Source organism: Pseudomonas sp. GW821-FHT07B01 (genome assembly GCF_059419065.1).
Genome location: NZ_JBWKRA010000009.1, coordinates 181,694 through 201,581 on the forward strand (window position 1 = coordinate 181,694; position 19,888 = coordinate 201,581).

Here is a 19,888-nt window from a genome sequence, read left to right on the forward strand (position 1 = left end):
ACGTGTATCAGAGACAGCGTCGGTGCATTCACTACCGTTATCGCAGGCAACCCAGCTCCCACATTTGATCTGTGTTGCTCTTAAGTAACGCTGTTGCGGACTTTGAATTGCGGCTGGTCCCAGGTGGCGTTGTCGAGAATTTCACCGAGAATTTCCACGGCGTCCCACACCTCGGTAAAGCTGCTATACAACGGCGTGAAGCCAAAACGCATGATCCGCGGTTCACGGTAATCGCCGATCACGCCTCGGGCGATCAAGGCCTGGATCACCGCGTAACCTTCGGGGTGTTCAAAGCTGACGTGGCTGCCGCGCCGGGTGTGTTCACGCGGGGTTATCAGTTCCAGGCCATGGGCGGCGCAACGGCTTTCGACCAACGCGATAAACAGGTCGGTCAAGGCCAGGGATTTGCGGCGCAGGCTGGTCATGTCGGTCTGGGCGAAAATCTCCAGACCGCATTCCACCATGGCCAACGAGGTAATCGGCTGCGTACCGCAGAGGTAGCGGGCAATGCCGGCGCTGGGGGCGTAGGTAGACTCCATGGCGAACTGGCGGGTATGCCCGAACCAACCCGACAGCGGCTGGCGCACCACATCCACCAACGCCGGGTTGACCCACACAAACGCTTGGGAGCCCGGGCCGCCGTTGAGGTATTTGTAGGTGCAGCCAATCGCATAATCCGCGCCGGCATGATGCAGATCGACAGGCACCGCGCCCGCCGAATGCGCCAGGTCCCAGATGCTCAGCGCGCCGCACTCGTGGCTCAGTGCGGTCAGCGCCGCCATGTCGTACATATAGCCGGTCTTGTAGTTGACGTGGGTGAGCATCACCACCGCCACGTCCGCATCAATGGCCTGGGGCAGTTCGGCCGGGCTGTTCACCAGGCGCAGGGAATAGCCTTGTTGCAGCAATTCGGCCAAGCCTTCGGCGATGTACAAGTCGGTGGGAAAGTTGCTCGCTTCGCTGACGATGACCTTGCGCGCAGGTGTACGTTGGCGCTGCACACTCAAGGCGGCGCTGAGCACTTTGAACAGGTTGATCGAGGTGGTATCGGTGATCACTACCTCGCCGTCACGCGCACCAATCAATGGCGCCAGGCGATTGCCCAGGCGCTGGGACAACTGCGCCCAGCCAGCGCTGTTCCAGCTACGAATCAAGCCGTTGCCCCACTCCTCGGCGATCACCTGTTGTGCTCGTTCCAGCGCCGCCACCGGGCGAGCGCCGAGGGAGTTGCCATCGAGGTAGATCACGCCCTCGGGCAAGGCGAATTGGGCACGCAGGGGGGCCAAAGGGTCCTGGGCGTCGAGGGCTTGGCAATGGCTTCGAGTGGTCATGGGTCGTCCTGGTTTTTATAGGTGAGGATGGACCAAATAATGAACGAACTTTTAGAGAATTTTCGTGCAAAGTGGTGGGTAAACGGCTATTTAAGCTGTAGGAAATTCGAATTTAACCTCCAAATACGCGGATATCTTCCAAGCATGATTCTCGACGCCACCGACCTGCGCCTCCTGCATTTCCTGCAACAGGATGGCCGCATCAGCAACCAGGAATTGGCGGAAAAAGTCGCGCTGTCGCCGTCTGCATGCCTGCGCCGTTTGCGCCTGCTGGAGAGCGAGGGAATCATCAGCGGCTACCGCGCGGTATTGAACGCCGAGCAGTTGGGGATCGAGCTGGAAGCTATCGTGCACCTGTCGTTGCGCCAGGATGTGGAGGACTGGCATGAGACGTTCATCAAGAAGGTGCAAGGCTGGCCGGAGGTGGCGAGCGCCTATGTGATCACCGGCGCCAGCAACTATGTGCTGCGGGTGCAGGCGCGCAACCTCAAGCACTTTTCGGACTTTATCGTGAACCACCTGAACCGCACAGCGGGGGTGATGGATATCCGTTCGGAGATCGTGCTGCAGAAGATCAAGGACCGGGATGAGGTGTTGGACCTGGTCGTGCGCAAATAACTAGATCACCAAAAAACCAATGTGGAAGCTGGCTTGCTGTGGCGAGGGAGCTTGCTCCCGCTGGGGTGCGCAGCGCCCCCAAAAGCCGGCTCCAGCTTCGCTGTCGAGCGGGAGCAAGCTCCCTCGCCACAGCAAGCCAGCTCCCACAGATCAGTCTTCGAGGGCGCGGACTCGTTGCATGCGTTTCTGCTCTACCGGTGCATCAGCCACCTGCAACTCAAAGTCAAAATCAATCTGCGCAAACCGTCCTTGCACGCCAAATTCCCGCGCCAATTGCGGATCGTCGCTGAAGCGAATTTCGGCAATCAGTTCCTCGCGGGTGGCATAGGCGAAGTCATCATGCAGGTACGGGTCATCCGACAGGTTGATCTGCGTGGTCAGGTGCCGGTGCCCAGGCGCCGAGATGAAGAAGTGGATATGCGCCGGCCGCTGCCCGTGGCGCCCGAGTTGGTCGAGCAACTGTTGCGTCGGCCCGCTCGGTGGGCAGCCGTAGCCTGAAGGGACGATGCTGCGAAAACGGTAGTTGCCCTGGGCGTCGGTCTCGATACGGCGACGCAGGTTGAATTCAGATTGATTCGGGTCGAACCACGAATAAGTGCCGCCGGTATTGGCCTGCCACACATCGACAATCGCCCCCGCCAATGGCTTGCCTGCGGTATCGCGCACTTGCCCGCGCATGAACAACGGCACCGCGTCGTCCTGACCATCATCCAGCCGCGCCTCGTACTTGGACAACGGCGCGCCGGCCACATACAACGGGCCTTCGATGGTGCGCGGTGTACCGCCGGACTTGCCTGCCTGCTCATCGGCGGCGTCCATCAACAGGTCCAGATAATGCTCCAGGCCCAGGCCGGCAGCGAGTAGACCGGCCTCCTGGTTTTTGCCCAGTTCATTGAGGTAGTTGACCGCCTTCCAGAATTCTTCCGGGGTCACTTCCAGGTCTTCGATGATGTTCACGGTGTCGCGCAGGATCCGGTAAATCAGCGCCTTGGTACGTGGGTTGCCCGCGTCATTGAGGTTGCCGCTGGCTTCTTCGAGAAACTGTTGGGCGTGGGCAGTCTGGGACAGGCGGATGGACATGGTGCATTCCTCATCTTGTAGTTATAGGTGGAAGCCGGCTCAGCGGTCGTCCGCATGGATCGACGACGGATGGCGGCACAGCGCGTTCACTTCGATGGCCATGTAGGGGAACAACGGCAGTTGCATCAGCAGGTCGTGCAGCTCCTGCACGCTGTCGACATCGAACACGCTGTAGTTGGCGTAATGCCCGGCGATGCGCCACAGGTGGCGCCATTTGCCCTCTTGTTGCAGGCGCTGCGCCAAGGCTTTCTCCTCGGCCTTGAGGCTGGCGGCACGCTCGGAGTGCATATCGAGGGGCAGGTTCACGGTCATTTTTACGTGGAACAACATGGCAGAGGCCTCTTAGTGTTTGTCACGGCGAAAGAACGCCAGGCGCTCTTCATCGAGCGTCAGGCCCAGGCCCGGCGCAGTGGACACATGCAGCTGGAAATCGCGGTACACCGGTGGCTCGGTGAGGATGTCTTCGGTGAGCAACAGCGGGCCGAACAATTCGGTGCCCCACGCCAAGGTGTTCAGCGTGAGAAAGGCATGGGCCGAAGCCAGGGTGCCAATGCCGCCTTCGAGCATGGTGCCGCCGTACAAGCCGATGCCAGCCGCTTCGGCAATCGCCGCCGTGCGCAATACGGCACGCGGGCCGCCGTTCTTGGCGATCTTGAGGGCGAACACTGTGGCCGAGCCTTCACGGGCCAGGTTGAATGCATCCTCGACACACTCGATGGACTCATCGGCCATGATCGGCACCGGGCTCGACAGGTTGAGCCGGGCCATGCCGCCACGGTTGTTGCGCGAGATCGGTTGTTCGATCAGATCGATACCGTGGTCGCCGAGCACCTTGCATGCCCGCAGGGCCACGGCCTCATCCCAGGCCTGGTTGACGTCGACGCGCACACTGGCGCGCTCGCCCAGGGCTTTCTTGATTGCGATCACATGGGCCAGGTCGCGGCTGACTTCACCGGCGCCAATCTTCAATTTGAAGAGGCGGTGACGGCGCAGGTCGAGCATTTTCTCGGCCTCGTTGATGTCCTGTTCGGTATTACCGCTGGCCAGGGTCCAGGCCACCGGCAATGCATCACGCACCCGCCCGCCCAGCAATTCGCTGACCGGCAGCCCCAGACGTTTGCCGAGGGCGTCGAGCAAGGCGCTTTCGATACCGGACTTGGCAAAGGTGTTGCCGCGAATACTGCGCTCCAGGCGCAACATCGCCGCGTTGACGTTACTCGCATCCTGGCCGATCAGCAGCGGCGCGAAGTGACAGTCGATGTTGACCTTGATGCTATCGGGGCTTTCATTGCCGTAGCTCAGGCCGCCAATGGTGGTGGCTTCGCCGATGCCTTCAATGCCGTCGGCGCAACGCAGGCGGATGATCACCAGGGTCTGGTTTTGCATGGTGTGCATCGCCAGCTTGTGCGGGCGAATGGTGGGCAGATCAACAATAAGCGTGTCGATCGATTCGATGGCGCAAATCGGCATGGCAATACCCGTTGGGTTCTTTATAGATTTGCGTCGATTCTGTGCCGCATTTTTTTGGGGTTCCAATATAGAATTGGTCTGGTGCGATACCCTCAAGGTATGAAAGGAGTCGATATGGAACTGCGTCACTTGCGCTATTTCCAGGTGCTGGGCGAGACCCTCAACTTCACCCGAGCTGCCGAACGCTTGCATATCGCCCAGCCGCCTTTGAGCCGGCAGATCCAGCAACTGGAGGACGAACTGGGGGTGGTGCTGCTGGAGCGCAGTCGGCCTTTGCGCCTGACCGAAGCCGGGCGTTTTTTCTATGAGCACGCCAATGTACTGCTCGAACAACTGGACAAGGTCTGCGACACCACTCGGCGCATCGGCCAAGGCGAGAAAACCTGGCTGGGCATCGGCTTTGCGCCGTCGACGTTGTACGGCGTGCTGCCGGAGCTGATTCGGCGCCTGCGCACTCACGAGGCCCTGGAGCTGGAGTTGGGTTTGTCGGAGATGACCACCTTGCAGCAGGTCGAAGCGCTCAAGGCTGGCCGCATTGACGTGGGCTTCGGGCGGATTCGCATCGATGACCCGGCCATTGTCCAGCGCGTACTGGTGGAAGACCGCCTGGTGGCGGTACTGCCCAGCGGTCACCCGTTGCTGGGCGCTCCGGCCACTCTCGCCCAGTTGGCCGGCGAACCCTTCGTGCTCTACCCCGGCAACCCGCGCCCCAGTTATGCCGACCATGTGATCGCGCTGTTCGACGCCCATGGCTTGAGCGTGAAGGTGGCGCAGTGGACCAACGAATTGCAGACCGCTATCGGCCTGGTGGGCGCCGGTATGGGCGTGACGCTGGTGCCGGCGTCGGTGCAGGTGCTGCATCGGGCGGATATTGGCTATACGCCGGTGGTGGAGGCGACGGCGAGTTCGCCGATCATCCTCAGCCGGCGGGTGAATGACCGGTCGCCGGGGCTGACTCATTGCCTGCAACTGGTTGAGGAGTTGATCTGAGATCCTCCAGGCACCCCATACTCCATGTGGGAGCTGGCTTGCCTGCGATGGCGGCGGATCAGTTGGCATCGTGTTGATCGGCCGGCCGCTATCGCAGGCAAGCCAGCTCCCACCTGTTGATCCTCACCCGAGTTCAAGTAATGCGCAGGCGCTTGCGTTGCAATGTCTGGCTGGGCGACTCATCGAACAGCTTGCGGTATTCCGCCGAAAACCGCCCCAGGTGCGTAAACCCCCAGCCCAGGGCGATTTCAGAAATAGTGCGCATTGAGCCCTGCTCCAAAATTTCCTGGCGCACCGCCCCCAGCCGATGCTTCTTCAGATACGCCATGGGCGACAGTGCGAAGTACTTGCGAAACGCATCGAACAGTTTGAACCGCGACACGCCCGCCGCCGCTTCCAGGTCTTCCAGATGCAGCACTTCACGGGCGTTGTCGTGGATGAATTGCCGCGCACGGATCAAGTAGTGCGGCAGTTTTACCCCCAACACCTCGCGCAGTTCTTCAGAGTAGTTATTGGGTTGGGCCAGGATCAGCCCCTTGATCAGCGAGCTTTCCAGGTCACGGGTAAACGCCGCCTGCTCGTACAACTCGCTGCTGCATTCCAGTTCGGCGATGAAGTATCGCGCCATGCGCCACCACGAGGCCGGGGCGCCGTCCACAGCATCCATCACCGATTCAAAGCGCAGCGGTGCATCGATGGGCCGTTGCAGCAAACCTTCCAGTGACTCGCTCATCGCCGCACGGGTGATCACCACCTGCAACTTGCGGCAGTCCCCGGAAATCGCCAGCACCTGATGCTCATTGGGTGAAATGATCACGCCCTGGTCGCGGTTGGAACTGAGGCGCTCACCGTTCTTGCTCAGCTCCTGCTCGCCCACCAGCGGCAGGCTCAAGCTGTAGCTGCTGAAGTGCTCGGCGTCTTCGATGTCGATGGTCACATCGGTACCGTACTCGATCACGCCCAGGGTGGTGGCGCGGGATTTGAACACGTTGGCGCTGTGGTGAAAGCGCAGGCGCTCGGGGGTGGCCGTCGCCAGGCGATGGGGCCCGCAGATGCCGGACATCCAGCTGCGCGCGCCTTCCAGGTCGAAGCGTTGAATATGAATATCGCGTGTCTGGCTACTCATCAGGGTGCACCCACGGCGGTTAGGCATTTGCGCGCTCTGGCGGCGCGTCGTTGAACCTCGACAGCAAGTTCCAGGCCACGCCAGCAGCGTGGCCACTGGGTGGATAGTAACGGTCGACTATGTGGATAAATCCCAGGGGTTTACGACCATCGCCCACCATCACAGTAGCGCATGCCGTCACCTGCGCGCACCGCCATGGGTATTTGCTGCCCAACTTTGCGGCCTGCGTTCCCCCATTAAGCGGATAGCCCGCCACCGCATCGCAGCCGCTTAATGGCTCACCGTTTAGCCATGATCAAAAAAAGGTGCCTCCCATGAGTGGTGCAAGAACCGTCGAGCAGTGGAAATCCTTTATCGAAAGTTGCCTGGACTTTCGCCCGGCGGATGAAGTGTTCCGCATCGCCCGCGACATGTTCACCGAGCCCGAGCTGTTCGACCTGGAGATGGAACTGATCTTCGAGAAGAACTGGATCTACGCCTGCCACGAAAGCGAACTGGCCCATAACCACGACTTCGTGACGATGCGCGCCGGGCGCCAGCCGATGATCATCACCCGCGACGGCGAAGGCCGGCTCAACGCGCTGATCAATGCCTGCCAGCATCGCGGCACTACCCTCACCCGCGTGGGCAAAGGCAACCAATCCACCTTCACCTGCCCGTTCCACGCCTGGTGCTACAAGAGCGATGGCCGACTGGTGAAGGTCAAGGCGCCGGGGGAATACCCGGAAGGTTTCGACAAGGCCACCCGCGGCCTGAAAAAAGCGCGCATCGACAGCTACAAGGGCTTTGTGTTTATCAGCCTGGACGTGAACGGCACCGACAGCCTGGAAGATTTCCTGGGCGACGCCAAAGTGTTCTTCGACATGATGGTGGCGCAATCGGCCACCGGAGAGTTGGAGGTGCTTGCGGGCAAGTCCGCCTACACCTACGACGGCAACTGGAAGCTGCAAAACGAAAACGGCCTGGACGGTTATCACGTCAGCACCGTGCACTACAACTACGTGGCCACCGTGCAGCACCGCCAGCAGGTCAATACCGAGAACGGCGCAGGTTCCAGCACGACGCTGGACTACAGCAAGCTCGGCGCCGGCGACGCAAATACCGACGACGGCTGGTTCGCCTTCAACAATGGCCACAGCGTGTTGTTCAGCGACATGCCCAACCCCAGCGTGCGCTCCGGGTACGCCACCATCATGCCGCGCCTGGTAGAAGAACACGGCCAGCAGAAGGCCGAGTGGATGATGCACCGCCTGCGCAACCTGAATATCTACCCCAGCCTGTTCTTTCTCGACCAGATCAGTTCGCAGTTGCGCATCATCCGCCCGGTGGCCTGGAACAAGACCGAGATCATCAGCCAGTGCCTGGGGGTCAAGGGTGAGTCCGACGCCGATCGCGAAAACCGGATTCGCCAGTTCGAGGACTTCTTTAACGTTTCGGGCATGGGCACGCCGGATGACCTGGTGGAGTTTCGCGAAGCCCAGCGCGGTTTCCAGGGCCGCCTGGAGCGCTGGAGCGATATCTCACGAGGCAGCCATCGCTGGGAGACTGGGCCGACGCCCAACAGCGAAGCCATTGGCATCCAACCAGCCATGACCGGCACCGAGTTCACCCACGAAGGTTTGTACGTCAACCAGCATCGCAACTGGCAGCAGTTCCTGCTCAAGGGCCTGGACCGACAAGCGCTGACACTGCGGGAGGTGAAGTGATGAATGCGCAATTGCAGTACCAGATCGAGCAGTTCTTCTACCGCAAGTCCGAACTGTGCGACGCCCAGGACTGGGACGCCTACGTGCAGTTGTTCGACCCGCAGAGCGAATTCCACCTGCCGCAATGGGATTCCGAACACGTCTACACCCAAGACCCCAAGCGCGAGATGTCGTTGATCTACTACGCCAACCGCTCGGGCCTGGAGGACCGTGTGTTCCGCCTGCGCACCGGCAAAGCCGCCTCTGCCACGCCGATGCCGCGCACCTTGCACCTGATCAATAACGTACGCATTGCCGAACAAAGTGACGGCACCTTGGAGGTGCGCTTGAACTGGCACACGCTGTTTTATCGGCTGGCTACTTCCGAGCAGTTCTATGGGCACGCAACCTATCGCCTCAAGCCCGAAGGCGAAAGCTGGCTGATCACGCGCAAGCACGCCCTGCTGCTCAACGACACCATCAACTCGGTGCTGGATTTCTATCACCTTTAAAACCAGCCCCCCCCTGCGGCGAGGGAGCTTGCTCCCGCTGGAGTGCGCAGCGCTCCCAGTTTTTTGGGGCAACTTCGCAGCCCAGCGGGAGCAAGCACCCTCGCCACAGGGGCACGCTTGGAGTTCATCAATGAATCACAAAGTGGCCTTCAGCTTTGCCGATGGCAAGACCCTGTTCTTCCCGGTGGGCGCCCATGAAATCCTGTTGGACGCGGCCCTGCGCAACGGCATCAAGATCCCGCTCGATTGCCGCGAAGGTGTGTGCGGCACCTGCCAGGGGCGTTGCGAATCCGGTGAGTACACCCAGGACTACGTCGACGAGGAAGCGCTCTCCAGCCTCGACCTGCAACAGCGCAAGATGCTCAGTTGCCAGACTCGGGTGAAGTCCGACGCCACCTTTTATTTCGACTTTGATTCGAGCCTGTGCAACGCCCCCGGGCCCGTGCAGGTACGCGGCACGGTGAGCGCGGTGCAGCAGGTCTCGACCAGCACCGCCATCTTGCAGGTGCAACTGGACCAGCCACTGGATTTTTTGCCGGGCCAATATGCGCGTCTGTCGGTGCCCGGCACCGATAGCTGGCGCTCCTACTCCTTCGCCAACCGGCCGGGTAATCAGTTGCAGTTCCTGGTACGCCTGCTGCCCGACGGAGTCATGAGCAACTACCTGCGTGAACGCTGCCAGGTAGGTGATGAAATGCTGATCGAGGCGCCCTTGGGTGCGTTTTATCTGCGGCACGTCACCCAACCGCTGGTACTGGTGGCGGGCGGCACCGGGTTGTCGGCGTTGTTGGGCATGCTCGATGAACTGGCCGTCAATGGCTGCACGCAACCTGTGCATCTGTATTACGGCGTGCGCGGCGCCGAAGACTTATGTGAAGCGGCACGTATCCAAGCCTACGCGACGAAAATCCCGAATTTTCGCTACACCGAAGTGCTGAGCGACGCCTCAGCCGAGTGGACGGGCAAACGCGGCTACCTCACCGAGCATTTCGAGCTGGCCGAACTGCGGGACAGATCGGCGGATATGTACGTGTGCGGCCCCCCTCCGATGGTCGAATCCATCCAGCAATGGTTGGCGGATCAGGCACTTGATGGCGTTCAGCTGTATTACGAAAAGTTTACGCAGAGTAATATCTGACCCTCAGCAGTTCTGAGGGGCCGATGCGGCGTGCAATCACCCTTGAGAAAAACAAGTAGAAGGGAATGTTAATGGCGGATGACATGGTTAACCCGGTGGGCCTCAAGCGCGGCCTGAAGAACCGGCACATTCAGCTGATCGCCTTGGGAGGTGCGATTGGTACAGGCTTGTTCCTCGGCTCGGCCGGGGTGCTCAAGTCGGCGGGGCCGTCGATGATCCTGGGCTATGCGGTGGCCGGGTTTATCGCGTTCCTGATCATGCGCCAGCTCGGCGAGATGATCGTCGAAGAGCCGGTGGCCGGTTCCTTCAGCCACTTCGCACATAAATACTGGGGCGGTTACGCAGGCTTCCTGGCGGGCTGGAACTACTGGGTGCTCTACGTGCTGGTGGGCATGGCCGAGTTGACGGCGGTGGGCAAGTACATCCAGTTCTGGTGGCCGGAGATCCCAACCTGGGTCAGCGCGCTGGTGTTCTTCGTCGCGGTGAACCTGATCAACACCCTGAACGTGAAGTTCTTCGGTGAAGCCGAATTCTGGTTTGCGATCATCAAGGTGGTGGCGATTGTCGGCATGATCGTGCTCGGCTGCTACCTGCTGTTCAGCGGCACCGGCGGCCCCCAGGCCTCGGTCAGCAACCTGTGGAGCCACGGTGGTTTCTTCCCCAATGGCGGCATGGGGCTGTTGATGTCGATGGCCTTCATCATGTTCTCGTTCGGTGGCCTGGAGCTGGTCGGCATCACCGCCGCCGAGGCCAGCGAACCACGCAAGGTCATCCCCAAAGCGATCAACCAGGTGGTGTACCGCATTCTGATTTTCTACGTCGGTGCGCTGACCGTGCTGTTGTCGCTGTACCCGTGGGATCAACTGCTGCAAACCCTCGGCGCGTCAGGCGATGCCTACAGCGGTAGCCCGTTTGTGCAGATCTTCTCGCTGATCGGCAACGACACCGCCGCCCACATCCTCAACTTCGTGGTGCTGACCGCGGCGTTGTCGGTGTACAACAGCGGCGTGTACTGCAACAGCCGCATGCTGTTCGGCCTGGCCGAACAAGGGGATGCGCCCAAGGCGCTGATGAAGCTCAACAAGCAAGGCGTGCCGCTACGGGCGTTGGCGATTTCGGCGTTGGTGACGATGCTGTGCGTGGTGGTCAACTACGTCGCGCCGCACAGTGCGCTGGAGTTGCTGTTTGCCCTGGTGGTCGCGTCGCTGATGATCAACTGGGCATTGATCAGCCTGACCCATATCAAGTTCCGCAAGGCCATGGGCGAGCAAGGCGTGACGCCGTCGTTCAAGACCTTCTGGTTCCCGTTCAGCAACTACCTGTGCCTGGCGTTCATGGTGATGATCATTGGCGTGATGCTGGCGATTCCGGGGATTCGCGAGTCGGTGTATGCGATGCCAGTGTGGGTAGGGATTATCTACATCGCCTATCGGTTTCGGATCAGAAACGGGAAGGTTGCCGTGGCGCAGTAACCCCTGTGGGAGCGGGCTTGCCCGCGATTGCGGCGTGTCAGCCAATGGATGAGCCGACTGATACACCGCAATCGCAGGCAAGCCAGCTCCCACAATTGACTGTATTTCACCTAGAAAAAAGCCCCGGTAATCCGGGGCTTTTTTATTAGAGCGTGGAACGTACTCGCCAGAGTTCAGGGAACAGCACCGTGTCGAGCATCTTGCGCAAATAGCCCACGCCCTCGGTGCCGCCGGTGCCCGGCTGGAAGCCGATGATGCGCTCCACCGTGGTGACATGCCGGAAGCGCCACTGGCGGAACGAGTCCTCCAGGTCGATAAATTTCTCGGCCAATTGATACAAGTCCCAGTAGCGATTCGGGTCGCGATACACCTCGCGCCACGCCGCTTCCACCGATTCATCGTGCACTGTGGCCGCCGTCGGGTCGCGTTCGGCGCGCTGAGGGTCAATCGCCAGCCCTGCCTTGATCATCAGGTTCACCGCCTCGTCATACAACGACGGCGTGGCAATCGCCACCTGCAATTGCTGCAGCAACTCCGGGCGATGGGCATGGGGCCGCAGCAGCGCCGGGCTTTTGTTGCCGAGGATGAATTCGATCTCGCGGTACTGAAACGACTGGAACCCCGACGACTGCCCCAGGAACGGGCGAATCGCCTTGTATTCCGACGGGGTCATGGTCGCCAGCACCGCCCAGGCGTGCACCAGTTGATCGAAGATCCGCGACACCCGCGCCAGCATCTTGAACGCCGGTGGCAGCTCACCCAGGCGCACATGTTCCCTGGCAGCCTTGAGTTCGTGCAGCATCAATTTCATCCACAGCTCCGAGGTCTGGTGCTGGATGATGAAGAGCATTTCGTTGTGGTCTGGCGACAGCGGGTGCTGGGCGCTGAGGACTTTGCCCAGGTCCAGGTAATCGCCATAGCTCATGGACTCGGAAAAATTCAGTTCGGCGTTATGCCATTCTTCCGGCGGTTGGTAATCAGCTGAGAAAGGACATTGGCTCATCGCGTGGGCTCCTTGAGCGGGCGGAGAATGGCGCGCACGGGGCTCGCGTCCAGGTTGGCGAAGCGCAGCGGCAGCGCGATCAGTTCATAGTCGCCCTCCGGTACGTCATCGAGCACGATGCCTTCGAGGATCGCCATGCCATGGCGCGCCACGGCGTTGTGCGAATCCATGGTCTTGGATTGCTGCGGGTCCAGGGACGGCGTATCGATACCGATCAGACGCACACCCAGGCCGGCGAGCAGCTCAATGGTTCGCGGGGCGATGGCAGTGAAATTCGAATCCCATTCAGTCAGTGGCGCTTGTGGATAAGTACGCAGCAGCACGCGCTCGGGCAGGTTATCCAAACGCCCTTGCAACTGATGGGGCTCAACCAACGCGCCGCTGCCCAGGCAATGCAATACCCGGCAAGGGCCCATGTACACATCCAGCGATACCTCGCCAATCGGCGCGCCATCAGCGCTGTAATGCAGCGGCGCATCCACATGGGCACCGGTGTGCGGCGACAGGGTGACGCGCCCCACATTTACTGGACACTCGGGGCCGAACTGCCATACGCGCTCTTCCTGGAACGGTGTATCGCCCGGCCAGGTCGGGGTGGCCGTGCTCAAGGGCGGGCTGATATCCCACCACGTTTTTATTGGGTTCATTGCAAGGCTCTCACTCGTTACTGAGGTGAATGATACGAGGGAGGGATGTGAATTTTCTTGCGAATTCTGGCGCGACACGGGAAATCTTTCGCAGTTACTGCGAGGAAACATCGGTTTGATGCACAGATCTGTCGCTCAGATACGCCACGACCTCTCGTGGGAGCCTGGCTTGCCAGCGATAGCGGAGTGTCAGGCAATCGAGATGCTCGCTGTGCCACCGCCATCGCGGGCAAGCCCGGCTCCAACAGGGGACCGCGGTGTTCAGGTGACTGCGCTTCTGGGCATCCCAATGTCGAGTTCAGACCACTGGCGCAACGCCCGAGGCCTTAGGGTTGAGCTTTCCCTTCCCTGCCTCGGAGTCATCATGTCCAAGCCCATCACCGTACTGCGCGACACCCACCCACTGCCGGTCCTGGATGCCTGCAAATGGGAAAAGCTCGAAGGCGACCCGCACACCGTCAACCTCAACGCCTACACCAGCGAAGACGGCAGCAAGATCATGGGCACCTGGATCTGCACGCCGGGCAAGTGGTACGTGGAATACGTGAAGTGGGAATACTGCCATTTCCAGGAAGGCTACTGCGTGATCACGCCTGAAGGCATGGAGCCGATCCATCTGCGCGCTGGGGATATCTTCGTGGTGGAGCCAGGCATGAAAGGCACCTGGGAAGTGGTGGAGACCGTACGCAAGTACTTCGTTTTTGCTTGATCCGCTCACCTGAAAAAGGGCCACCCTGGCCCTTTTTGCCTCAACGCCCTCTCGTCGTACCGACACGCCTACTGCGCCAAAAATCACAAAAAACCAGAAAAAACAATAGCCGTTTTTTCGAGCTGTATTTTTCGGCCAAACACTCAAAAAAAAACCGGCATAATGCGAAAAAACGCCTGACCCCATTTATCAGAGCGCCCGTACACTACTTTAGTTATAGATAGTATTAATTTTGACAGCCCCCCCTGCTTCGTATAATTTCATTGGAGCCTTGTTAGTATCCAGGCTCATTGGATTACAATCGCATGATAATAGGGGCATTGATAAAAGGTGCAGGAGCTCACATTATCTAAACTTTCAACCACACTCTGTAGAAAAAGCCAGGAGAGTTGAATTAGACTCGCTGTGTACTGACTGCAGGGTTCTAAGGTTTCAACACTTCTCGTATCACTTACTGCCCGCGGCAGTTGAGACCGCGCTTTTGTATGTAAAAGGACTAGAAAAATGCCTGATAAAACTACGCGCCTGACCATCCTCATCGACGCGTCTACCAAACAACGGCTGGAATCCCTGTCCAACGACGTTGACCTTACTATTTCTCAGGTCATTCGCAAACTGATTCGCGATCACCTCCAACAACACGAAAACCCCGTGGCGCCACCTGTACGAGAGCTCGCCAAGGAAGACTCTTCGATGTATTCCTGATATATAAATCCGAACACCTTCCTACATACGGACAATAACTTCTGCTGCGAGAAAGTTTGCTTTTTTTGACACGCCAACACGTCAATTAATAATAGCCCTCGCCAAGTTATGATGCATGGAGAGTTTCGCCTGTGAAACAGCAATTGCTCGCCTGCCACACTCTTTTGAGCAAACACGTTAACGAGCTGACTGTCTCAACAGACGCCCCGCACACCTGCACTTTATTTTTCTCCATAAGTGATAGTACTTACCGTGCGGTGGTTTTTCATATTACGGCTGACAACTTCGAAACTGCCTGGCAATTGGGTGAGATTGAACTCGAACGTCGCGCCTGCCAGGCTGCACGCCCAGCACCTGTTAAAACCGATCGTTCATGGATCCGTGTCGAACGTGCATTCAACGTGACGCCAATAACCTGGGAAAAGTTCAGTGAGCGCCTCAAGCGCCACAAGCGCAATTACTTCAGGCACGGCCTTGCATTCGATGCCGACATGCAGCTGGCAATCACCGAACAGGAATTGAATGCCAACGCCATCCTGTACGGCGGTAGTGACATTGCCCACGCGACCTTCAATGCAAATAACTTCGCCACCTATGCCAAGCGGCGATTCAGCGGCTCACAGGCCGCAGCCATTGTGGCAGCGCTAGCCCCCGAAACCTGCGTGTTCACTTTCAACACAATCGGCGTGTTCTGCGCTGAAGATGGTGTCGCCCACACCCTTAACAGCAGCGGGCCGCAAACCGGCTGGCGTGCACTGGGGGCGCTTGCACCTGATGATGTTCGGGCTTGTATAAACAGCGCATCCAGCTACCTGAGCACGCAGGTGCAAGACAGCGGGCAATTTATCTACGGCTACTTCCCCTGCTTTGACCGAACCATCAAAAACTACAACACGCTACGCCACGCAAGCACCACTTACTCAATGATCGAGGCCTGGGCACTGACCGGCGATGAACAGCTCAAGGCTGCGATCGAACGCTCGCTGACTCACCTAACCGAGGTACTGATCAGGCCTTCCCTGCTGCCCAATGGCAGCGTGGCGGCGTTTCTCATCGACACCGACAACGAGATCAAGCTGGGCGGCAATGCGGTGTGCCTGCTGGCACTGGTCAAGTACAGCGAAGTCACCAGCACTCGCCGTTACCTGCCGCTTCTTGAAGCCCTCGCCAATGGCATGGCCTGGATGCAGGATCCTGTCAGCGGGGCATTTGTGCACGTTTTGCATGCCCATGACCTGAGTGTCAAAGAGCCATTTAGGATTATCTACTACGATGGCGAGGCCGCTTTCGGGTTGATCCGTCTCTATGGGCTGACCCACAACGAGCGCTGGCTGGCCGTGGTGGAAAAAGCCTTCGGCTATTTTATCGAGAAAGAACACTGGCGCGAGCATGACCACTGGCTCAGCTATTGCGTGAACGAACTGACCCGCTACCGGCCAGACGAAAAATATTTTCGCTTTGGCCTGAACAACGTCACCGGCTATCTGGGGTTCGTCCAACAACGCATTACCACCTTTCCTACGCTGCTGGAGTTGATGATGGCAGCGCAGCAGATGCTGACACGCATCGCCCAGCAACCATCACTGCGCCACCTGCTTGAAGAGATTGATCTGCACGCGTTCTACCGCGCGCTGCATCATCGCGCCCGCTACCTGCTCAATGGCTATTTCTGGCCAGAACTGGCGATGTATTTTGCCAACCCGGCGCGCATCGCCGGGGCCTTCTTTATTCGTCATCACGCGTTCCGGGTGCGGATCGACGACGTGGAACACTATCTTTCCGGGCTGATCGCGTACCACCGTTACCTGCTCGATGGCGCCCCACAGGTCAGTTTGGTCCAGGCCGCAACTGGCGTGGATCGAGCCTGGAACGCAGATAACCTGGCGCAAGTCACCCAAGGCACGTGGGCAACCCCACCGCCGCCCGGCTGGCGCGCAACGGGGCTGACGCCCTCCATGCAGTTCTTCAAGCCGCACCGGATCCTCAGTCGCCATCCCAGCAGGGTCGGCCCCAATGAAGCGCAATCGGCGCAACGCTGGGCCCAGGCCAAACCCGAACGTCGACCTTCAGCCTTCATGTGTGTAGACCCGACCCCCTACCTGAGCAGTGGGCTGCCGGTATTGCAAGTCGGCGACACCAGCGAGGCCATGTTGCAGATGGGCCGCCACGCCCGGCAGCATTTCAGTGGAACAGTGTTCGGCGTGACCGGCAGTTTCGGCAAGACCACCGTGGTGGCAATGCTTGGCCAGGCGTTGAAGCCTTGGGGCAACGTGGGCCAGACCGAAGCCAACGCCAACCTGCCCCATGGCATTGCCTGGAACCTGGCGAGCATGACTGAGCCGGCAGAATTCTGGGTGCTGGAAATGGCCGTTGGGCGTATGCCGATCAACTCGGCGCTGGTTCGCCCGCAGATTGCCGTCGTCACCGGCATCGCACCGGCGCACTTGGAGTATCACGGTACCCTGGAAAACCTGGCGCGCAAAAAAAGCGCGATCTTCGCTTCCATGGCCCCGGGTGGTCACGCGGTGCTCTGTCGCGACATGCCCTACTACGAGCTGTTCGCCGACGCGGCCGAGGTGGCCCGTTTGCACGTGATCAGCTTTGGCGAACACCCCGAAGCAGACCTGCGCTTGCTGGACTCGCGCAGCGAGCAAACTCAGGCGACCGTCAACGCCCTCATAGCCGGGAAACCTTTGAACTTCAGCCTGCAGGCGCGCGGCAGGCATATGGCACTCAATGCGCTGGCGGTATTGGCGGCGCTATCGGCACGCGGGCTCGCGGTCGAGCAGGCGCTGGAAACACTGGGCGCGTTCATGCCCGTCGAAGGCCGTGGCAATACCCTGTCGATCACCTGCACCGGCGGTCATTTCCAACTGATCAACGATGCTTACAACGCCAACCCGGGCTCGATGAATGCGGCCCTGCGCTCAATGACCGATGTGCCTGCCCTACCGCACCACCGTGTACTGGTGCTGGGAGATATGCTCGAACTGGGGGACGACGCTCAGCGTTATCACCTGGAGATGGCCGAGCCCTTGCGGGCGGTAGCTCCACGCCATGTGGTGTTGTGCGGCCCGTTGATGCACGCGCTGTACCTGTTGCTGCGTGATGAGCTGCCTGTGCAATGGTTCGAGAATGCCAAGGCACTGACCCAGGCACTGGCGAACGCCCCGCACCCGTGGTTTCAACCGGGCGATTGGGTCATAGTCAAGAGTTCGGGCGGGACGGGGTTGTCGCAGCTGTGTGATGGGTTGATATCACGCGAACAGGCGGTGCCGGCCTAGCCCGCGCACTGCGCGGCGGTTTTCAGCCCGATGTCATGGCGCAACTGGTGAAAGGCCGTCGGCACGCCTTGCGCCTTGATCAAATGCGCCTGATGCCCGGCCCGCATCAGCGCCTGGAAGAAAGCTTCCTGCAGGGCAAACGGTGCGACTTGATCGTCAGGGCTGCCTATCACATACAGCTGCCGTGCGGGTGCGACGGCGATGCCATCGATGTGCCGGGCAGGGTCATAAGGGTGCAGCAACCCATTGGTGTCACGCCCAGGCCTTGAAGGCAGGCCCTTGCTCTGGCGGATCATCTGCGCCCGCTGCACCAGCGAGAAAGCACCGGAGGTCATCACCGCGCATTTCACATCGGTACGGCCCAGCGTCAACAGTGCAGCGGCAGCCGTAGCGCCACCACTGTGCCCGAGCAACACGAACTGCCCAATGCCATAGCGCTCGCGTAACTGATCCAGCGCCCCATTGAGCGCTATGAACTCCTGAGCCTGGCGCCGTTGCCCGTGATCGCCGCTGGAACCGTAAGTACCGGGCCGCGCCACGATCACCAGAGGCATACCTGCGCGTTTAGTCAGCCCCCTGGCCTGGCTGATTTTGGCGGCCAGGGTGTTGCCGGCAATCTCCTGCGGCGCACGATGCATCTCGCTCGTGCGATCCCCGTGGAACATCACAATCACAACGGGTGCACGCTCCAGGGCGCCGCCAGCGAAGTAACGAATGCAGGCATCGCCTCGGGCACTCTCGACCCACAGCGCCGAACCTGGCTCGGTGCAGGTGGCACGGTCGGCGGCCGTATTCCAGGGTAGCGGGGCCGTAGCCTCTTCGAACGCCTGCGTCCAGGACGCACAGGCCAGCGTCATGCCGAACAGTACTCCGGTGCCGAACAGTCTACCCACCCTGCCTCCCTAGCGTTCTCGCAACGCTTCGCGTGCTCGATTCATCGGTTTGATCAGATAGTCGAGCACGGTTTTCTGACCGGTCTTGATGTCTACCGAGGCGATCATGCCGGGCACAATCGAGAACGTCTTTCCGTTCTTGTTTTTCAAGGTGTCGGCATCGGTGCGAATAAACACCCGATAGTAAAAAACTTCCGGTTTGACTTCGTCCTGAATGGTGTCCGGCGAAATGGTCACCACCTTGCCGTCCATGCCGCCGTAAATGGCATAGTCATAGGCCGTGATCTTGACCTTGGCCATCTGGTCGGGATGGATGAAGGCAATGTCCCGCGGCGAGACTCGCGCCTCGATCAGCAGTTGCTCATCCAGCGGCACAATCTGCATCAGCCGCCCATTGGGAGGAATGACCCCGCCGATGGTCGTGACCTCGATATCCTTGACGATACCGCGCACGGGCGAGCGCAAGGTCAGGCGGGTGACCGAGTCCGAACGCCCGCGCATCACCGACGACAGCGTCTGCACATCCGCGTTGACCTTGGCCAGGTCCTCACCGGCGCGTACCAGATAATCGGAGCGCGCCTGGCTGAGCTTCAATTCCAGCTCGGCCTTCTGGCGTTTGAGGCGCAACACCTCGACATTGCTGGCTGCCCCGACCTTGGCCAGGTTCTCGGTAATGTCCAATTCACTGCGCACCAGCCCCAGGGACGAACGCACACCGGCCAGGGATTCCTCCAGGCCTTTACGTCGGGTATTGAACAGATCGGTTTCAGCGCTGATCAGAGCCGGATAGCGTGACAGCTCCGCTGGGAATGCCAACGGCTTGCCATTCACTTCGGCCTGCAACCGCGCCACGCTGGCCAGGGACGCGCGGTACTTGGAGGCGCTTTCATCGAAGTTGGATTCGGTCTTGGTCGGATCAAGCCTGGCCAGGACCTGCCCCTGTTTGACAATATCGCCCTCCCCCACATTCAGCTCGGTCACGATCCCGCCTTCCAGGGACTGAATGATCTGCTCGCGGGAGGTGGGAATGACCTTGCCGCTGCCGGTAGACACCTCGTCCACTTCAAACACATAGGCCCAGGCGCCAAACGCGACAAGCATGACGGTCACCCACGCCACCACCCGTGTAGCGCGCAGCACAGTACTGTCATCCACACCCGCGTGGGAGTGTCCAGTGTGTTCGTCTTCACTGGCAAGCAGGGGGATGGTTTTCAGCGCATGGGTT

The 19,888-nt window shown here is 59.9% G+C and carries 18 protein-coding genes; 9 read left to right on the forward strand and 9 right to left on the reverse strand.

Annotation, left to right across the window (positions count from 1 at the left end):
- Positions 1-80: 80 nt before the first annotated feature.
- On the reverse strand, positions 81-1,331 hold the full coding sequence (gene kynU, locus AC07S6_RS12800; RefSeq protein ID WP_495112426.1) for a kynureninase: 1,251 nt from the start codon (positions 1,329-1,331) through the stop codon (positions 81-83).
- 144 nt (positions 1,332-1,475) lie between these two features.
- Here kynU and AC07S6_RS12805 point away from each other — a divergent pair, with 144 nt between their 5' ends.
- On the forward strand, positions 1,476-1,949 hold the full coding sequence (locus AC07S6_RS12805; RefSeq protein ID WP_003176072.1) for an Lrp/AsnC family transcriptional regulator: 474 nt from the start codon (positions 1,476-1,478) through the stop codon (positions 1,947-1,949).
- A gap of 150 nt (positions 1,950-2,099) precedes the next feature.
- On the opposite strand, the gene catA is transcribed toward AC07S6_RS12805, so the two are convergent.
- From catA to AC07S6_RS12820, 3 genes are read right to left on the reverse strand one after another with little or no spacing between them, the layout of a single operon-like run.
- Positions 2,100-3,029 carry a catechol 1,2-dioxygenase gene (gene catA / locus AC07S6_RS12810; RefSeq protein ID WP_495112427.1) on the reverse strand — a complete coding sequence of 310 codons (930 nt, stop codon included), beginning with the start codon at positions 3,027-3,029 and terminating at the stop codon, positions 2,100-2,102.
- Between the two features lie 39 nt (positions 3,030-3,068).
- Positions 3,069-3,359, reverse strand: a complete 291-nt coding sequence (gene catC, locus AC07S6_RS12815) for a muconolactone Delta-isomerase (RefSeq protein WP_495112428.1) — start codon at positions 3,357-3,359, stop codon at positions 3,069-3,071.
- 12 nt (positions 3,360-3,371) lie between these two features.
- Positions 3,372-4,499 carry a muconate cycloisomerase family protein gene (locus tag AC07S6_RS12820; RefSeq protein ID WP_495112429.1) on the reverse strand — a complete coding sequence of 376 codons (1,128 nt, stop codon included), beginning with the start codon at positions 4,497-4,499 and terminating at the stop codon, positions 3,372-3,374.
- 114 nt (positions 4,500-4,613) lie between these two features.
- Between AC07S6_RS12820 and AC07S6_RS12825 the strand changes: the two genes are divergently transcribed.
- Entirely contained in the window at positions 4,614-5,489 is an 876-nt protein-coding gene (locus tag AC07S6_RS12825; protein ID WP_198833724.1) for a LysR family transcriptional regulator, read from the forward strand.
- A gap of 133 nt (positions 5,490-5,622) precedes the next feature.
- On the opposite strand, the gene AC07S6_RS12830 is transcribed toward AC07S6_RS12825, so the two are convergent.
- Positions 5,623-6,615, reverse strand: a complete 993-nt coding sequence (locus AC07S6_RS12830; protein ID WP_105228444.1) for an AraC family transcriptional regulator — start codon at positions 6,613-6,615, stop codon at positions 5,623-5,625.
- A 314-nt stretch (positions 6,616-6,929) separates the two neighbouring features.
- Between AC07S6_RS12830 and antA the strand changes: the two genes are divergently transcribed.
- From antA to AC07S6_RS12850, 4 genes are all read left to right on the forward strand, one after another.
- Positions 6,930-8,321 (forward strand): anthranilate 1,2-dioxygenase large subunit, encoded by a 1,392-nt coding sequence (antA, locus tag AC07S6_RS12835; protein ID WP_495112430.1) that lies wholly within the window; start codon positions 6,930-6,932, stop codon positions 8,319-8,321.
- Complete coding sequence (gene antB / locus AC07S6_RS12840) at positions 8,321-8,812, forward strand: anthranilate 1,2-dioxygenase small subunit (RefSeq protein WP_032902508.1); 492 nt, start codon at positions 8,321-8,323, stop codon at positions 8,810-8,812. Before antA ends, antB begins: the two co-directional genes overlap by 1 nt.
- Before the next feature lie 130 nt (positions 8,813-8,942).
- The gene (gene antC / locus AC07S6_RS12845; RefSeq protein WP_495112431.1) at positions 8,943-9,950 is read left to right on the forward strand and encodes an anthranilate 1,2-dioxygenase electron transfer component AntC; all 1,008 of its coding nucleotides are present in this window, start codon (positions 8,943-8,945) and stop codon (positions 9,948-9,950) included.
- 71 nt (positions 9,951-10,021) lie between these two features.
- Entirely contained in the window at positions 10,022-11,422 is a 1,401-nt protein-coding gene (locus AC07S6_RS12850) for an amino acid permease (protein WP_044274391.1), read from the forward strand.
- Between the two features lie 145 nt (positions 11,423-11,567).
- On the opposite strand, the gene kynA is transcribed toward AC07S6_RS12850, so the two are convergent.
- Together kynA and kynB are read right to left on the reverse strand one after the other, a co-directional pair.
- A complete protein-coding gene (kynA, locus tag AC07S6_RS12855) occupies positions 11,568-12,425 on the reverse strand; it encodes a tryptophan 2,3-dioxygenase (protein ID WP_054896994.1) in 858 nt (285 codons plus the stop codon).
- Positions 12,422-13,072, reverse strand: a complete 651-nt coding sequence (gene kynB / locus AC07S6_RS12860; RefSeq protein ID WP_054896995.1) for an arylformamidase — start codon at positions 13,070-13,072, stop codon at positions 12,422-12,424. Before kynB ends, kynA begins: the two co-directional genes overlap by 4 nt.
- A 364-nt stretch (positions 13,073-13,436) precedes the next feature.
- Here kynB and AC07S6_RS12865 point away from each other — a divergent pair, with 364 nt between their 5' ends.
- From AC07S6_RS12865 to AC07S6_RS12875, 3 genes are all read left to right on the forward strand, one after another.
- A complete protein-coding gene (locus AC07S6_RS12865) occupies positions 13,437-13,781 on the forward strand; it encodes a cupin domain-containing protein (RefSeq protein ID WP_003230905.1) in 345 nt (114 codons plus the stop codon).
- A gap of 504 nt (positions 13,782-14,285) precedes the next feature.
- Positions 14,286-14,486: a hypothetical protein gene (locus AC07S6_RS12870; protein WP_495112432.1), complete on the forward strand. Its 201-nt coding sequence runs from the start codon at positions 14,286-14,288 to the stop codon at positions 14,484-14,486.
- A 401-nt stretch (positions 14,487-14,887) separates the two neighbouring features.
- A complete protein-coding gene (locus AC07S6_RS12875) occupies positions 14,888-17,770 on the forward strand; it encodes a UDP-N-acetylmuramoyl-tripeptide--D-alanyl-D-alanine ligase (protein ID WP_495112433.1) in 2,883 nt (960 codons plus the stop codon).
- Here AC07S6_RS12875 and AC07S6_RS12880 read toward each other — a convergent pair.
- Both AC07S6_RS12880 and AC07S6_RS12885 read right to left on the reverse strand, forming a co-directional pair.
- Positions 17,767-18,627 (reverse strand): alpha/beta fold hydrolase, encoded by an 861-nt coding sequence (locus AC07S6_RS12880; RefSeq protein WP_495112446.1) that lies wholly within the window; start codon positions 18,625-18,627, stop codon positions 17,767-17,769. The genes AC07S6_RS12875 and AC07S6_RS12880 overlap by 4 nt on opposite strands.
- 45 nt (positions 18,628-18,672) lie before the next feature.
- The gene (locus AC07S6_RS12885) at positions 18,673-19,863 is read right to left on the reverse strand and encodes a beta-barrel domain-containing protein (protein WP_495112447.1); all 1,191 of its coding nucleotides are present in this window, start codon (positions 19,861-19,863) and stop codon (positions 18,673-18,675) included.
- Between the last annotated feature and the right edge of the window lie 25 nt (positions 19,864-19,888).

Bases quoted from the DNA above. Each gene is read 5' to 3' on its own strand.
- catA (WP_495112427.1), bottom strand. From the start codon at position 3,029: ATGTCCATCCGCCTGTCCCAGACTGCCCACGCCCAACAGTTTCTCGAA.
- AC07S6_RS12830 (WP_105228444.1), bottom strand. From the start codon at position 6,615: ATGAGTAGCCAGACACGCGATATTCATATTCAACGCTTCGACCTGGAA.
- antA (WP_495112430.1), top strand. From the start codon at position 6,930: ATGAGTGGTGCAAGAACCGTCGAGCAGTGGAAATCCTTTATCGAAAGT.
- kynB (WP_054896995.1), bottom strand. From the start codon at position 13,072: ATGAACCCAATAAAAACGTGGTGGGATATCAGCCCGCCCTTGAGCACG.
- AC07S6_RS12870 (WP_495112432.1), top strand. From the start codon at position 14,286: ATGCCTGATAAAACTACGCGCCTGACCATCCTCATCGACGCGTCTACC.
- antC (WP_495112431.1), top strand. From the start codon at position 8,943: ATGAATCACAAAGTGGCCTTCAGCTTTGCCGATGGCAAGACCCTGTTC.
- AC07S6_RS12820 (WP_495112429.1), bottom strand. From the start codon at position 4,499: ATGCCGATTTGCGCCATCGAATCGATCGACACGCTTATTGTTGATCTG.
- AC07S6_RS12865 (WP_003230905.1), top strand. From the start codon at position 13,437: ATGTCCAAGCCCATCACCGTACTGCGCGACACCCACCCACTGCCGGTC.
- AC07S6_RS12805 (WP_003176072.1), top strand. From the start codon at position 1,476: ATGATTCTCGACGCCACCGACCTGCGCCTCCTGCATTTCCTGCAACAG.
- kynA (WP_054896994.1), bottom strand. From the start codon at position 12,425: ATGAGCCAATGTCCTTTCTCAGCTGATTACCAACCGCCGGAAGAATGG.
- catC (WP_495112428.1), bottom strand. From the start codon at position 3,359: ATGTTGTTCCACGTAAAAATGACCGTGAACCTGCCCCTCGATATGCAC.
- AC07S6_RS12880 (WP_495112446.1), bottom strand. From the start codon at position 18,627: ATGACGCTGGCCTGTGCGTCCTGGACGCAGGCGTTCGAAGAGGCTACG.
- AC07S6_RS12850 (WP_044274391.1), top strand. From the start codon at position 10,022: ATGGCGGATGACATGGTTAACCCGGTGGGCCTCAAGCGCGGCCTGAAG.
- antB (WP_032902508.1), top strand. From the start codon at position 8,321: ATGAATGCGCAATTGCAGTACCAGATCGAGCAGTTCTTCTACCGCAAG.
- AC07S6_RS12825 (WP_198833724.1), top strand. From the start codon at position 4,614: ATGGAACTGCGTCACTTGCGCTATTTCCAGGTGCTGGGCGAGACCCTC.
- kynU (WP_495112426.1), bottom strand. From the start codon at position 1,331: ATGACCACTCGAAGCCATTGCCAAGCCCTCGACGCCCAGGACCCTTTG.